This is a genomic window from Arthrobacter sp., assembly GCF_030540645.1.
In the GTDB taxonomy this organism is placed as follows: Bacteria; Actinomycetota; Actinomycetes; order Actinomycetales; family Micrococcaceae; genus Specibacter.
The window spans coordinates 1-13,743 of sequence record NZ_JAUNVV010000079.1 but is presented as its reverse complement, the minus strand read 5'-3'; the positions used below and the strand labels follow the sequence as shown (position 1 = coordinate 13,743).

Here is a 13,743-nt window from a genome sequence, read left to right as displayed (position 1 = left end):
CCGTCAGTGCAACCCCAGCGTGATCTCAATCTGTCCGTTGGGCAGCACCTGCGCACGGACCTGCGAAAGGCTGTCCACCACGTAGTCCGCCTCCAAGGTGTGGGCCTCGGCAGTCCCGGCCACAGCCAGCGTCATGGCTCCCGCGGCACGTCCCGAGGCGAGGCCGGCTTGTGCGTCTTCCACCACGAGGCACCGGCGGACGTCGACACCCAGCCGTTCGGCTCCGAGCAGGAATGGCTCAGGGTGGGGTTTTCCGCTAGCGACCTGATCGGCTGTCACCAGGTGTGCCGGTGCGGTGATCCCGGCGGCACCCATGCGAACTTCCGCCAGCCCCTGCGTGCACGACGTCACGATCGTCCATGAACCTGCCGGCAGCGACTCCAACAGCTCAACGGCTCCGGCCTTGCACACCACACCCTCGGTGTCGTTCATTTCCAGGGTCTTGATGAGCTCATACGCTTCGGCACGCCGTGGCGGGTCAATATACTGCTCAACCAGCGCTTTCGCCGGAACTCCGTGGCTCCCGTAGGAAAACCCCTCAAGTCCGAGTTGCTCGCCCCACGTGCGCCACGCACGTTCGGTGGCTGCCGTGGAGTCGATCAGCGTCCCGTCCAGGTCGAACAGCAGCGCATCAACCGTGAACTTGCGCGGCGGAGCGGATTCACCGGGCTTCCAGTCATGCTTTGTCATGGCTTCACACTATCCGCACCCACATGGCTGCGTAGGGTCATAAGCGCACCGGCCACGATCAGGCCCTGGCCCAGCGTGTAGGTGAACATGACCAGCGGACTGGTCCAGGCTGGCATGGCATCCGGGACAAAGAGCCGAAAAGCCAGGATGGTGTCCGAGGCCAGAAAAAATATGGCACCCCAGATCAGGGTCCTGTGGCAGCGAGTTGCCAGGGCCGCCGTTCCTCCGAGCACGACGCCGTACCCGATCACGGCAGGTGCCAGGGAACCAGCCGGTGACCACAGCGTGATCGCAAGCAGCACCCACCACACGGCGAAAAGCCAGGCCCAAGACTGTGCTGGGTGGATGGCAAGGTGGCGCCAAAACGTCCACATGTAGCAAAGGTGCGCTAGTGCAAAGAAAAGCAGCATGAGCGGCAGCGTCGGCGCGAAGGGGAAGAACGCACCGGCCCCGTCGCCCAACCAGGAGAAGAACAGTGCTGCTAGAAGCAGCCAAACTACATTGCCCCGAGTACGCCCGGAACGGGTCCAGCCCCACGCCAATGCCAACGCCAACGCTGGCATCAAGACCAGTTTGGTCGCTGCGGCCAGTCCTGCAGCATTACTCGCCAACGCGCAGATGTGAACAATCGAGATAATCAAGTAAGGGGAAAACGGCAGCAGGGAGATACCATACTTGCCACCGGCAGGGTCAATGGTGCTGCGCACGGTCCTCCCTTGCATCATTGCAACTAGCTCCATCCTAGAGGGAGGACGTCGCGGTGCGGGAGCGACGGCCGCATCGGCCAGTTGGTGTCCCCTGTGGGCTTGGCTAACGCGCTCATTGACTAATTTTTGGCAGACTCTTACGCTCGACGCAATGGTTTTGGCCGCGTTCAACAGTCGAGGTGTCCGATGAAGAATGTCCGATTTCTACAATGGGCCTTGACAGTTGTTGCCGCGTTGTCCCTGTCATTGGGTGGCGCGGTTCCGGCCATGGCAGCCAACCCTGATCAAGGAGCAGTGGCGGCGAAGTATGCATCAGTGGGTGGGGCCGGCAGTTTCTTGGGGGAGCCGATCACGCCGCTTCGTTGTGGATTGGTTGCGGAAGGCTGCTACCAGCAGTATAGGGCTGGAAGCATCTACTGGTCGTCCGCTTCGGGAGCGCACGTCTCTCTGGGTGGCATCCGTGCGCGGTGGGCTTCTTTCGGTTGGGAACGGGGCTTTCTTGGTTATCCGGTGAATGAAGAGAATTGCACGCTTGTGAACCGGGGTTGTGTCCAGGACTTCCAGGGTGGAAGCATCTACTGGTCGTCTGCTTCGGGAGCGCACGTCATTCTGGGTGGCATCCGTGCGCGGTGGGCTTCTTTCGGTTGGGAACGGGGCTTTCTTGGTTATCCGGTGAATGAAGAGAATTGCACGCTTGTGAACCGGGGTTGTGTGCAAAAGTTCCAGGGTGGACTCATCTACTGGCAGTCGTCAGTTGGCGCTCATGCAGTACACGGGGGCATACTCTCCAAGTATGCCCAGATGGGGTATGAGAACAGTCCCCTTGGATACCCTCGAAGCGAGGAAGTGTGCACGGGGACATCGTCTAAGACCTGTACCCAGCAATACGTTGGTGGAACCATCGTCTGGCAAACAAACACGGGGATAAGCGTCATACCGAACACGGGCAGCATCGCCTACGTGGTGAACAAGCGAAAGCCCAATGCTCCGATCGACCGGACTCCCTCCGACTTGGTGGTGGTTGGCAATCAGTACATGCGCACGGAAGCCGGGAACCAGCTGCTGGCCATGTTCAGGGACGCAGCAGCCAATGGAATCTCAATGACCACCATCAGCGGGTTCAGGTCCTATGCGACCCAACTAGCCGTGTACAACCAGTATGTTGCCCAATACGGCCAGGCCTATGCGGACACGATTTCGGCGCGGGCCGGATACAGCGAGCACCAAACGGGGCTGGTGATGGACATCGGAAATCCAAATGGTGCCTGTGGGCTGAGTGCATGTTTTGCTTCGACGCCGGCAGGTGCCTTTGCCGCGGACCATGCCTGGCGGTACGGGTTCATCGTGAGGTACACGAACGGCTATACAGCTATCACCGGCTATGCTTACGAACCCTGGCACCTGCGCTATGTTGGAGTGCGCATATCCACTGCCATGCACAACTTGGGCTCCCAGACCTTAGAGCAATACTTCGGGTTGTCGGCAGCACCCGACTACTGATGCATTCCATGATCGGCGCAGGAAGGCGCACGCGAAAATTATCTTCGATAGGACTGTTGCATGGCCAACGCACCGGCGCTGTCCCGACGACTTGGAACCTTTGACGCCTCAGTGATCGGGATTGGCTCGATGTTGGGGGCAGGCGTATTTGCCGCTTTCACACCAGCTGCTGCGGCTGCTGGCAGCGGACTGCTGATAGGGCTGGTCATTGCCGGGATTGTGGCGTTTTGCAATGCCACATCCTCCGCCCAGTTGGCTGCGGTGTATCCAAGCTCAGGTGGCACGTATGTGTATGGGCGTGAGCGGTTGGGCCCCTGGGCCGGATATTTGGCGGGCTGGGGATTTGTCATTGGCAAGACGGCCAGTGCCGCGGCCATGGCCATGACGTTCGCCGCCTATGCAGCACCTGCCGGTTGGGAACGCCCGGTGGCGATCGGTGCCGTCGTGGTTTTGGCTGCGGTGAACTACCACGGAGTCACCCGCACGGCAGGGTTGATCAAGATTTTGGTGGTTCTGGTGCTACTGGCACTGGGCACAGCTGTCGCCGTGGTGTGGGGAGGCCAGGGTGCAGAGCCGTCACGGATGCTCGGTGGTGGTCTGTTTGCCCGCGGCTGGTATGGCATCCTGCAATCTGCGGGCCTGCTGTTCTTTGCCTTCGCCGGGTATGCGCGCATCGCCACCATGGGCGGGGAGGTCAAGAACCCCAAGCGCACCATTCCCCGGGCTATCGTCCTCGCCCTGTCCGTGGCCGTGGTGGTGTACGTGGTCATTGCCATCACGCTGCTGGCTGCCTTGGGCCCGGAAGCTGTGGCGCGCACCGCCACGCCGCTGGCGGATGCAGCCTCCAACGTGGCGGAATGGGCGGGTGCGGTGGTGAATGTAGGTGCGGCTGTGGCTGCGCTGGGCGCTCTGTTGGGGTTGCTGGCCGGGCTGGGACGCACCAGCTTGGCGATGGCCCGTGGCGCCGATCTTCCGCAATGGCTCGACGCCGTTCACCCCCGCTACAATGTGCCGCACCGCGCCGAGCTTTCCTTGGCCGCCATCATTTGTCTAGTGATTTTGGTGGCGGACTTGCGCGGGGCCATCGGCTTTTCCTCTTTCGGGGTGCTGCTGTACTACCTGGTGGCCAACCTTGCAGCGTTCACCCAGCCGCCGGAGGACCGCCGCTACCCGAAAGGCTTCCAGGTCCTCGGCGCGCTGGCCTGTGTGGGGCTGGTGGCGACGCTTCCGCCGCTGTCAGTGTGGCTGGGTGTGCTGGTCTTTGCTGCCGGCATCGCCCTGCGTCTGGTCCGCACCGGCAAACGCCGGAAGTAGACCACCTGCGGTCTACTACCTGTACCGCCACCACGTCTCACGTCAACGCGATGCTCAACCCTGCCACGACCGCGTAGCCTGTCATGGCGGCCAGGATCCAGGTCAGCGTAAGCCAGCCTGTCCGGCGTCGTACGCACAGCAGGGCGCCCAGCGCGAAGGAGATGCCCAGCGTTGCCAGCCCGAGGACGTCGTCCTCGAGTGGATTTTCGAACACATCTTCGAACATTCGCCAGAGCACGACGCCGGCTGCCAGAGCCACGCCTGCAGCGCCCAGGACCAGCAGCCCGGCCTTGGCCAACGGGGTGGGCCCGGAATCATGGCTGGAACCGAAGCCGGACGGGTCATCGGCAAACGGGTCAGTGTCGGTCTGACTGTCGATGCTGCGCCTGCCTGTGCGCCGGTCGGGGTTCAGCAACACCAGTGGCAGAACCAGCACGGCAATGAACACCACGGTGATGGCTAGGGTCTCGAGGATGTTGTTGCCCTGGATAGCGGCCGACACCGGCGCCAGTGCCACCATTACCGTAGTCATGGCGACCGTCCAGGTCAGGAGCGCAGGGCGGCCCTGCGGGCGGATGAGCAGCAACAGCGCGGCCACTCCCACGGCGGCCATGAGCAGGCCGCTGGAAGAGTCAGCCAGCCGGTGCAGTTCGGCGGTGCGCGTCCAGCCGTGGCCGTCCACGTTGGGCAGGACCAGCCACGGAGCCAGCAGTAACAGCCAGGAGCTGAAGCCCACGAGCATGATCAAGGAGAGGAGTCCGGCGGCAATGCGGAAAACGACGTGTCGGCGGACCTGCCCAGAGTTTCTGGTGGGCGCGGGGCCAGTGGGAGAAGTTCCGGTGTGGGAGATTCGGGTGGACATGGCGTGCCTTTCGCTAGTGGGTGTTCTCCCAGTGGGGAGTGGGAGGCGTTGCTGAGGATTCCACCGTGGCGTGCCCGGTACGGGGTTGGACAGGGGCGCCGGTCCCGTAGGCCCGGGCAGTTTGCCCGGCCTGATGCCTGCTGTGCCCTTGTCCGGAACCGGTGGTGCGGGAAGACTTAGGCCCATGACACATCACCGGGTGTTGATTGCGGGGCTGCTGCTCGTCAGTGTGACGGCTGCTGGCGCGGCCGGGGTGGCCGAAACCATGTACCAGTCCGCACTGGGCACGCAGCCGCTGCGTCTGCTCCCTTCGGTGGCCGAAGCCACGGTGGGGCTGGCCTGGGCTGGTATGGGCGCCCTGCTGGCTTGGTTGCGGCCACGCAACGTGCTCGGCTGGATCATTTTCTCGGTGGGTACGCTGACACAGCTGGGTCTGGCCGAGGAGAGTCTGAGCCATGCGGGCTTCTTCGGGGTGATGGACTTCGCCGACTCCGGGGTCAGGGGCGCCGCTGTGCTGCTGGTAAGCGTGTTTACGGGCTTCGCCATTTACGTGATGTTGGGGATGCTACCTGTGCTCTACCCGTCGGGGCAGTGGCCCGGAAGGGCCTGGCTGCTGCCTAGCGTGACGGTAGTTGCCGGAGCTGCGCTGATGCAGATCCAATGGGGCATGGACGCGTTCCACGCCGGGTCCGGGGGAGTCGAAGCCTTCATTGTCCCTGTTTGGCTGCCCGCAGTGCTCTTCGGTGCAGGACTGCTGGCCGTATGGGGCATGACCGTGGTGCGTCTGGTGCAGGCGAGTCAGCCCGAGCGCTCACAGCTGGCTTGGCTGCTGGCAACAGTTATGGCCCTGTTCGCCACTCAATTCCTTGGTGCCGGCATCCCCGGGCACTGGCTGCGGGCGCTGTGCCTGTACCTGTTCCCGGCCGCGATCGCCGTGGGCATACTGCGCTATAGGCTGTTGGGGATCCAAGCCGTGCTGCGGCGCGGATTGGTCTATGGGGTGCTCACCGCAGCGATCATCGGCATCCACGCCCTGATGCTCGCCGCTGCTGGCCTCCACCTCACGCGCGACCCACTCGCCGCCATCTCCGCTGCTGCGCTGGTGGCCGTGGGCTTGAGCCCGCTGCGCAACCGGCTCCAACAAGTGGTTGACGCCATCCTCTACGGCAGGGGCGCCGATCCGCTCGCTGCCCTCTCCCAGTGGGGGAACCTTGGGGCTGGAACACCGGAGCACGAACTCCTGCATGTGCTCCTTGACGGGGTGCGTGAGGCCGTACGCTCACCGGGGGTGCGCATCCTCAAGCCCGACGGCGGGGTCCTCGCCACTGCGGGCGGACCAGCCGCCATGCACACAGCCACGGCCACTGCCAGCTTCAGCACCGACCTTGTCCTGGGCGGACGGAGCATGGGCGCCCTTGAAGTGGAGGGGAGGACCCCGGGGGAACGCTACCCCAGCCGGGACCAGCGGATGCTGCGGGCCATGGCTGCGCAACTGGCCGCCGTCGTCCACGCCATGGCACTGACCGAACAACTGCAGGAACAGCGCGACGCCGTGGTGAACGCCACCGCCAGGGAACGTGAACGACTGCGCCGGGACCTGCACGACGGCCTGGGGCCCTCGCTCACCGGCGTCGGACTTGGGCTGCAGGCGTTGGGGGACTCACTGGCGCCGGGGCAGGAAGGGCCGCGTGAACTCCTCAACGTCCTGCACAGGGAGGTGGGCAGCGCCGTGGGGGAGGTGCGCCGCATCCTGGAGGACCTCGTCCCGGCAGCGCTCGCAGGCGCAGAGCTCGCCGCCGTCCTGCCGCAGCGTGTTGCCGCCGTGGCGGGCCAGTTGCCCCACACCGTCCACATCGGTGCACTGCCCCCGCTGCCGCCAGCCGTGGCCGAAGCCGTCTACAACGTCACCAGCGAGGCCGTGGCCAATGTGGCCAAGCACGCCCACGCTCACTACGTCGAGGTGCGTGTGGACGTGCTGGGAGGCAGGCAGGGCCCGGTACTCGCGGTGAGCGTGGACGACGACGGCACAGGCTTTGGCCCCGACGCTGCGGCAGGCATCGGGCTGGCATCGATGAGGGAGCGGGCTGCGGCCCTGGGCGGAAGCCTCAGCATTGACTCCGGACCTGGCGGCACCTGCGTTTCCCTCACTCTGCCGCTGGCCCTGAAGCTCGCCGCCGACATGCCGTCAGCCCCAGTGCTCCCAGGATCGGTGCACTCGGCAGCCACACCCCAGGAGATCACACCATGAACAACCCCGTGGCAGACCCCGTGCGGATCGTCATAGCCGACGACCACCCCATGTTCCTTTATGGACTCCGGGCCGCGCTCGCAGGCGCGGGTGAGCTGGTGGTGGTCGGTGAGGCGTGCGACGGCGACGGACTGGCCAGGATCGTGGCGTTGGAACGCCCGGCGGTGGTCCTGACCGACTTGGAAATGCCGGGCGTGGATGGGATGGGCGCCGTTGCGGGCATCCGTGCAGCGTTCCCGGAGACCGGCGTGGTGGTGTTGACGATGCACGCCGACGACGCCGCCGTGCTGGGTGCTGTCCGGGCGGGGGCCAGCGGCTACCTGCTCAAGGGCGCGGACCGGGAAGAGATTGTGCGGGCCGTGCTGACCGTGGCCGCCGGTGGAACGGTCTTTGGTAGTCAGGTGGGCCGCAGAGTGGCCGAATATATGGTGGGTGGACCGGGAACCTCCACTGCCCGGAGCTTCGCTGAACTCACGGGGCGGGAAAACCAGATTCTGGCCCACGTTGCCGCAGGGCGCAGCAATCACGAGATCGCGCGGAGGCTGCTGCTGTCGGAAAAGACGGTGCGGAACAACGTAGCCACGATCCTGGCGAAGCTGGCCCTGCGTGACCGTGCCGCAGCGGTGGCGGCTGCCAGGGACAGGGGATTGGTGGACATCCAGGACTGACCCAACCCTGACCTGGCAATGGTTGTGGCTCCGGGTTGGCTTGTTGCGGCTCCGCCGTGGCCGAAGCCACGGCGGGGTCGCAACAATGTGGTCTTAGTTCAGGACCCGGCGGCCGGGCCCGGACAACTCCCGGGCGTCCAAGGCAAAGAGGTCCGTGGAGCCAGCGGTTGCCGCGCCCAGCAGACCTGCGGACTGTGGCAGCACCTGCTCAGCGTAAAAACGAGCCAGCACCAGTTGGGACTGCGCCAGTTCGGCGTCGCCGGTTGCGGCCGCTGCCACGGCGGCACGCGCCAGCATCCAGGCGCTGGTGCACAAACCCCACATGCGCAGGTACGGGCTGGAACCCGAGAGCACGGCGTTGGGGTCTGACTGTCCTGTGCGCAGCATCCACACGGTGGCTTCGTGGAGGGCGTCGAATTGCCGCCCCAGTTCCTGACGGATGGTCTCGAACTGCTCTCCGGCGTCGGCCAAGTCTGTTTCAACTTCGCGCATGGTGGCCAGGAACTCCAGCATTGAGGCCCCGTTGCGGACGCCCAGCTTACGACCCACCAAGTCCGCCGCCTGGATGCCGTTGGTGCCTTCGTAGATCGCGGCGATCCGCACGTCGCGCACGTGCTGGGCCGCTCCGGTTTCCTCGATGAAGCCCATGCCGCCGTGGATCTGCAGGGCAAGCGAGGTGAACTCATTGCCCATGTCCGTGCCAAAGGACTTGCAGATGGGGGTCAGGATACCCACGATCTCGTTGGCGCGGGCACGCACGGCCGGGTCGGGATGGTTGCTGCTGATGTCCACGTAGCTGGCGTCAAGGAGCATGAGATAGCGCATGGCGGAAATGCCCGCCCGCTGCGTCATGAGCATGCGGCGGACATCGGGAAACTCGATCAGCGCGGAGCTTGGCCCCGTTGCGCCGATGGCAAGCCCTTGGTGGCGCTCCTGTGCATACGTCAATGACTGCTGGTACGCGCGCTCCGCCACGGCGAGCCCCTGCACGCCCACGCCTAGGCGGGCACTGTTCATCATGACGAACATGATGCGCATGCCCAAGTTTTCCTCCCCAATAAGGTAGCCGGTGGCTCCTTCGAAGGAGAGCACGCAGGTGGGGGAAGCGTGGATGCCCATCTTGTGTTCCAGTGAAACAGTCTGCACGGAGTTGCGGGCTCCCACGGAGCCGTCGTCGTTGATGAGGAACTTGGGCACAATGAAGCAGGAGATGCCGCGGGTACCTTCGGGGGCGCCGGGTGTGCGGGCCAAAACCAGGTGCACAATCTCCTCGGCCATGTCATGGTCGCCGTAGGTGATGAAGATCTTTTGCCCCGTGATGGAGTAGCTGCCGTCGTCGTTTTTCACGGCCCGGGTGGTCAGGGCGCCCACGTCCGAGCCTGCCTGCGGCTCGGTGAGGTTCATGGTTCCGGTCCACTCGCCGCTGACCATCTTGGGCAGGTAGCGGTTCTTCATGTCCTCGTCACCGTAGTGAAGCAGCGCTTCAATGGCACCCTGCGTCAGCAGCGGGCACAGTGAAAAGGCCATGTTGGCGGAGGTCATGAGTTCCTGGATGACAAGGCCCACCGTGCGGGGGAAGCCGCCGCCGCCAAACTCCTCCGGAAGTGGCACCGATCCCCAGCCTGCTTCAACGTACTGCCGGTAGGCCTCCTTGAAGCCGTCCGGGGTCACCACCGTGGCATTCGGGGTCAGTAACGAACCTTGGGTGTCGCCCTGCCGGTTGGTGGGTGCCACCACTTCAGCCATGAACTCCCCACACTGCTCCAGGAGTTCCACAACAGTGTCCAGGTCGGCGTGTTCGAAACCTGGCAGTTTGGCGATGTCCGGGTATCCCACAACGTGCTCAAGGGCGAAGGTAATGTCTGCAAGAGGAGGCTGGTATTGGCTCATATTCGTCAGCGTACCTTGGTGCGCAACGTTTGTGGAGAGGTTTTGTTACTTGCCGGTAATATTGCGCAGATTACGTGCCAATGTGGCGGGGATGCCCAGCGGCAGAGTGCCAGAACCCCGACCCGCGTTTGTCTTCCTCATGACTGAATTCTCGCTTATGAGGGCATGGCTTGCAGTGGATCCTTACTTGCTGCGCTGTACTGGTTGGCGGTTCTCGGATTGCCCTACGTTCAGGCTGATAGTTTCAGGGGGCGTGATGCGGTTGTCTGGAAGCTCGAAGGCCTGTCGGAATACGATCTACGCCGCCCCTTGACACCGACCGTTACAAACCTCCTCGGGCTGGTCAAGCACCCAGCCGGGGTCGAAGCCGGGTACTTCGGCGTCGTGTTCAACCGGCCCTTCGACGAGGACTTGAAATGTTGTTTGCCCGCTGCCGAGCCGAATGAGGACATGTGGGCGCGGTCTGCGGAATCCCGCGAGCAATCCCGTGAGCCTCGCCCGCATATTGGTGCACGTGACTGCAGAAACGCATCGGCATGCCGGCCATGCAGATGTTGTGCGCGAGTTGCTCGACGGCAGTGTGGGACACCGCGATGGCAAAGACAATATGGCAGTCGGGGACCAAGCGTGGTGGCAGTAGTACTGCGATCAACTAGAGCTGGTTGCGCGTCGGTTCCAGGATCGGACCCAACCGGACGCAACCGACCCTCCACGTGCAGGAAGCCAACGTGAAAGCCCAAAGGGTCTAGTTGAAAAGGGGCTTCGAGTTCACCGGCCACACAGCTGAATACTCTTTGGACCCCAGCAGTCACGAAGTGGAGATGGCCGAGGGATCGATGCCTACAGCTGATTGAGAAGAAGATCCGGGTCTATCTCAGGGTGTACTCAGGGCATTCACCGATGCCGCACAACTGGAAATGAACCTAGGCTGGATTCACCACTCACCCTTGTGCGAAACAGGAGTCCGTCATGAGCAGGATCATCGATCATCCCATGGCGTACAGGTACGATCGGCCCGTTGCCTTCTATGTGCTGGCAACCGTCATTCCGTGGTCATTCTGGTTTCTCGCCGCCTACCTCAGCCAGCTCGACGAACAGACTGCTGAGGTTCAGGTGTGGACGGCGGTGCTCGGCGTCTGCGGCCTGGTGGCGCCCATTTTTGTGGTCATTCTTTTGGTCCGCCGCAGGGCTGATCTCCGGAAAGACATACTCCAGCGTTTGCTCCCACGCCGCATCAGCTGGATCTACTTGGGGGTGACATTGTTGCTGCTGTTGGCCAGCATTCTGGCTGCCCAAGCCGTCTCGCTACTTTTTGGGTATAGCCCCGAGCAGTTTCAGTTCCGGGGAGGCTTCACGTTTTCTGCGGGGCTGCTGCCAGTGTGGTTCACGCTCATCGGTGCGGCGATCTTCGAAGAGCTCGCTTGGCACAGTTATGGCACGGATGCGCTGATCAGAAGCATGTCCGTCTTCACTGCCTCCCTGGTTTTCACAGTTTTCTGGGCCCTGTGGCACGTCCCTTTGGGATTCATCAAGGGCTATTACCACAACGAGGTGGTCGAAATGGGCTGGCTCCACACGCTCAACTTCCCGTTGTCAATGGTGGCGTTCGTGATCCTCATGAACTGGCTCTACTTCAGCACGGGGCGCAGCATCCTCATCGCGATCATTTTCCACATCACGGCGAATCTGGCCAATGAAGTCTTCATGACCCATCCAGATACGAAGATCATCCAAACATTTTTGCTGCTGATCGTGGCGGGAATCGTTGTCGCTGCGAACCGCGGTCTGTTCTTCGGACGCCGTCCCCGCAGCCGGCAGTGGATTCGAGAGTATCGCCAGCCCGCGTGAAAATCAGCCCACAACCCGGGCTTCCCCGCCCGCTGTGAAACAATCGGGCCGGGAGGGGGAACCATGCGAATGCATCACGTAAGGGCAAACGGCATTATGAACAAGCGCCCATGATCGTGGAGATGGCACTACTTCTTGCACTTGCGGTCTTCGTTGGCGCAGCCATGCAACGGTTGACTGGCATGGGGTTCGCCTTGGTGTCGGCACCCTTTGTTGTGCTGATCATGGGACCTGTTACAGGGATTGTCCTGGTGAATGTTTGTGGTGCACTGTCCTCCCTGCTGATCCTGTTCAGGGTGCTGGGGCATATTGACTGGAAAAAGTACTTCATCCTTGCCTCTGCCGCGCTCGTGGGCGTTGTCCCCGGGGCGGTCATCGTCAGGTACATTCCGGGGGCGTGGCTGCAGGTGGGGGTCGGTGTCCTTGTGCTTGTCAGCCTCACAGTGTCCCTGCGTATGAAGTCGCTGAAGCCCGAATCGGGGCTGAAACCAATGCTCATCGCCGGCGCGACCAGCGGGATCATGAACACCACGGCTGGCGTTGGCGGGCCGGCCATGAGCGTTTACGCTGTCGCCTCCAAGTGGGGGCAGCAGTCATTCGCAGCAACCATGCAGCCGTATTTCCTCACCGTGGGGCTGGCCTCCATCCTGGCCAAGTATGTAGCGAGTCCTGCATCCATGCCGCAGATGGAACCTTGGGTCTGGGTGGCGGTTGCTGCGGCAATTATTGCCGGTCTTGTGGCGGGAGAGGTACTTTCTAAAAGGATAACTCCAGCCCGTGCGCGCCTTTTGGTGGTTCTGCTCGCCTACCTGGGAGCAACGGCAGCCACTATCAGAGGGATTTTTGAGCTGGTTGCCTAGCCAGCTTCGCGAGGTGGTATCGGTCCTCACGGATGAAGTTGCGGAATTCAGCGTCCTTGGCCAAGCTGCGGAATCTGATCGGCACCACTGCCACAGCCACCAGCGCAAAGACTGCAGCGGGCAGGACGAAACCGGAGACTGAAGCGCCGGGGTAGAGCAGGACGGTATCCGGCCAGCCTCGCGGTGCATCCACGCTTGCGGCCAATCCGGAGAAGACAATGGCGGCTGCGCCGCTAAAGCCCGCAATGACCCGGAAAACCGACCGGCCGTTGGATGCTCCTGCCATGATGGCTCGCGTGTCCACCTGGGAGGGGCGGGAGCTTGTGCTTGTTCGGAAATATGCGCACAATTTGGCAGCAGTGCGTCGCACACGGACGAATGCCAGGACGTTGTGGAACACAAGCACGAATTCAGACGCTGCCAAGGACAGGGCAAGCGTCGCCACCACCGCAGCGGGAATGGCCATGTTGGCGTTCGCGCCTGGAAACGCTGGGTAGAGCATCATGGCAATGACCAATGCAGGTGTTCCCACAATCCACGCTGCCACTTGAATACCCTTGTCCAAGTTCCGAGAAGCACCCTTCGAGGACTTCGAAAAATCACCAACAAATCGATCTTCCGGTGCCCGAAACCCGCGTGACTCCCTGGCATGGCTTTCAACGACCAACCACTGGGGACCGGTAATCCATGGACTTTCGGGGTTCTCTTCGGAGCGTTTGAGCCAGACAGCGACCAACACACAGGCTGTCAGCACTGTGCCGCTGATCAGGAACATGGCCAGCGAATCGACGCTGAGCCGGCCGTCGCCCAGGTCTCCAAAAAACAGCACCGCACCTGCTATGACAGCGAGGCCGGAAACTATGCACACAAGGATCAATGCCACGATCAGTATTCGGTCCGGTTCCACATTGCCTGAGAGCTGGGCAGGACCATGACGGGGGAGCCGGACGGACAAGGAGCCAATCACGCCTCCCACAAGCAACGCGACAATCACGCCACCGGAAAGTGACCCCACAATGCTTCGTGCGGCAAGGTCAAAAGTTGCCAGGCTCCAACCGGCAGGCAGCAGTGCCGGAACCGCGTCGAAGAGCCAGCCCACCAATACCAAGGCACCTAGCAGCAGCACTGCCGCAACGGCGACGGCCTTCGCCAGTTC

The 13,743-nt window shown here is 62.8% G+C and carries 11 protein-coding genes and 2 pseudogenes; 8 read left to right on the top strand and 5 right to left on the bottom strand.

Going from position 1 to position 13,743, the window contains the following annotated elements; all coding sequences use genetic code 11:
* Positions 1-3: 3 nt before the first annotated feature.
* Positions 4-690: an HAD-IA family hydrolase gene (locus Q4P21_RS13200; protein WP_303389219.1), complete on the bottom strand. Its 687-nt coding sequence runs from the start codon at positions 688-690 to the stop codon at positions 4-6.
* Positions 687-1,397: a lysoplasmalogenase gene (locus Q4P21_RS13195; protein WP_303389218.1), complete on the bottom strand. Its 711-nt coding sequence runs from the start codon at positions 1,395-1,397 to the stop codon at positions 687-689. Before Q4P21_RS13195 ends, Q4P21_RS13200 begins: the two co-directional genes overlap by 4 nt.
* Before the next feature lie 186 nt (positions 1,398-1,583).
* On the opposite strand from Q4P21_RS13195, the pseudogene Q4P21_RS16350 reads away from it, so the two are divergent.
* The 3 genes and pseudogenes from Q4P21_RS16350 to Q4P21_RS13185 form a co-directional block, all read left to right on the top strand.
* Positions 1,584-2,201: pseudogene (locus Q4P21_RS16350) on the top strand (LGFP repeat-containing protein); the annotation flags it as partial.
* A gap of 156 nt (positions 2,202-2,357) precedes the next feature.
* The gene (locus Q4P21_RS13190) at positions 2,358-2,897 is read left to right on the top strand and encodes a D-alanyl-D-alanine carboxypeptidase family protein (protein WP_303389217.1); all 540 of its coding nucleotides are present in this window, start codon (positions 2,358-2,360) and stop codon (positions 2,895-2,897) included.
* A 60-nt stretch (positions 2,898-2,957) separates the two neighbouring features.
* Positions 2,958-4,211 carry an APC family permease gene (locus tag Q4P21_RS13185; RefSeq protein ID WP_303389216.1) on the top strand — a complete coding sequence of 418 codons (1,254 nt, stop codon included), beginning with the start codon at positions 2,958-2,960 and terminating at the stop codon, positions 4,209-4,211.
* 37 nt (positions 4,212-4,248) lie between these two features.
* Here Q4P21_RS13185 and Q4P21_RS13180 read toward each other — a convergent pair whose 3' ends face one another.
* Entirely contained in the window at positions 4,249-5,073 is an 825-nt protein-coding gene (locus tag Q4P21_RS13180; RefSeq protein WP_303389215.1) for a hypothetical protein, read from the bottom strand.
* Positions 5,074-5,257: 184 nt separating this feature from the next.
* On the opposite strand from Q4P21_RS13180, the gene Q4P21_RS13175 reads away from it, so the two are divergent.
* Together Q4P21_RS13175 and Q4P21_RS13170 are read left to right on the top strand one after the other, a co-directional pair.
* Positions 5,258-7,321 (top strand): sensor histidine kinase, encoded by a 2,064-nt coding sequence (locus tag Q4P21_RS13175; RefSeq protein WP_303389214.1) that lies wholly within the window; start codon positions 5,258-5,260, stop codon positions 7,319-7,321.
* Complete coding sequence (locus Q4P21_RS13170; RefSeq protein WP_303389213.1) at positions 7,318-7,989, top strand: response regulator transcription factor; 672 nt, start codon at positions 7,318-7,320, stop codon at positions 7,987-7,989. The genes Q4P21_RS13175 and Q4P21_RS13170 overlap by 4 nt, the downstream gene beginning before the upstream one ends.
* A gap of 93 nt (positions 7,990-8,082) precedes the next feature.
* On the opposite strand, the gene Q4P21_RS13165 is transcribed toward Q4P21_RS13170, so the two are convergent.
* Positions 8,083-9,879: an acyl-CoA dehydrogenase gene (locus Q4P21_RS13165; RefSeq protein WP_303389212.1), complete on the bottom strand. Its 1,797-nt coding sequence runs from the start codon at positions 9,877-9,879 to the stop codon at positions 8,083-8,085.
* Between the two features lie 165 nt (positions 9,880-10,044).
* On the opposite strand from Q4P21_RS13165, the pseudogene Q4P21_RS13160 reads away from it, so the two are divergent.
* From Q4P21_RS13160 to Q4P21_RS13150, 3 genes and pseudogenes are all read left to right on the top strand, one after another.
* Positions 10,045-10,519, top strand: a pseudogene (locus Q4P21_RS13160) (DinB family protein).
* A 329-nt stretch (positions 10,520-10,848) separates the two neighbouring features.
* Positions 10,849-11,727: a CPBP family intramembrane glutamic endopeptidase gene (locus tag Q4P21_RS13155; RefSeq protein ID WP_303389211.1), complete on the top strand. Its 879-nt coding sequence runs from the start codon at positions 10,849-10,851 to the stop codon at positions 11,725-11,727.
* A gap of 122 nt (positions 11,728-11,849) precedes the next feature.
* Positions 11,850-12,587, top strand: a complete 738-nt coding sequence (locus Q4P21_RS13150) for a sulfite exporter TauE/SafE family protein (RefSeq protein WP_303389210.1) — start codon at positions 11,850-11,852, stop codon at positions 12,585-12,587.
* On the opposite strand, the gene Q4P21_RS13145 is transcribed toward Q4P21_RS13150, so the two are convergent.
* On the bottom strand, positions 12,559-13,743 hold a 1,185-nt coding region (locus Q4P21_RS13145; protein ID WP_303389209.1), incomplete at its 5' end, for a hypothetical protein. The genes Q4P21_RS13150 and Q4P21_RS13145 overlap by 29 nt on opposite strands.

Bases quoted from the DNA above. Each gene is read 5' to 3' on its own strand.
- Q4P21_RS13200 (WP_303389219.1), bottom strand. From the start codon at position 690: ATGACAAAGCATGACTGGAAGCCCGGTGAATCCGCTCCGCCGCGCAAG.
- Q4P21_RS13185 (WP_303389216.1), top strand. From the start codon at position 2,958: ATGGCCAACGCACCGGCGCTGTCCCGACGACTTGGAACCTTTGACGCC.
- Q4P21_RS13180 (WP_303389215.1), bottom strand. From the start codon at position 5,073: ATGTCCACCCGAATCTCCCACACCGGAACTTCTCCCACTGGCCCCGCG.
- Q4P21_RS13175 (WP_303389214.1), top strand. From the start codon at position 5,258: ATGACACATCACCGGGTGTTGATTGCGGGGCTGCTGCTCGTCAGTGTG.
- Q4P21_RS13170 (WP_303389213.1), top strand. From the start codon at position 7,318: ATGAACAACCCCGTGGCAGACCCCGTGCGGATCGTCATAGCCGACGAC.
- Q4P21_RS13165 (WP_303389212.1), bottom strand. From the start codon at position 9,879: ATGAGCCAATACCAGCCTCCTCTTGCAGACATTACCTTCGCCCTTGAG.
- Q4P21_RS13155 (WP_303389211.1), top strand. From the start codon at position 10,849: ATGAGCAGGATCATCGATCATCCCATGGCGTACAGGTACGATCGGCCC.
- Q4P21_RS13150 (WP_303389210.1), top strand. From the start codon at position 11,850: ATGGCACTACTTCTTGCACTTGCGGTCTTCGTTGGCGCAGCCATGCAA.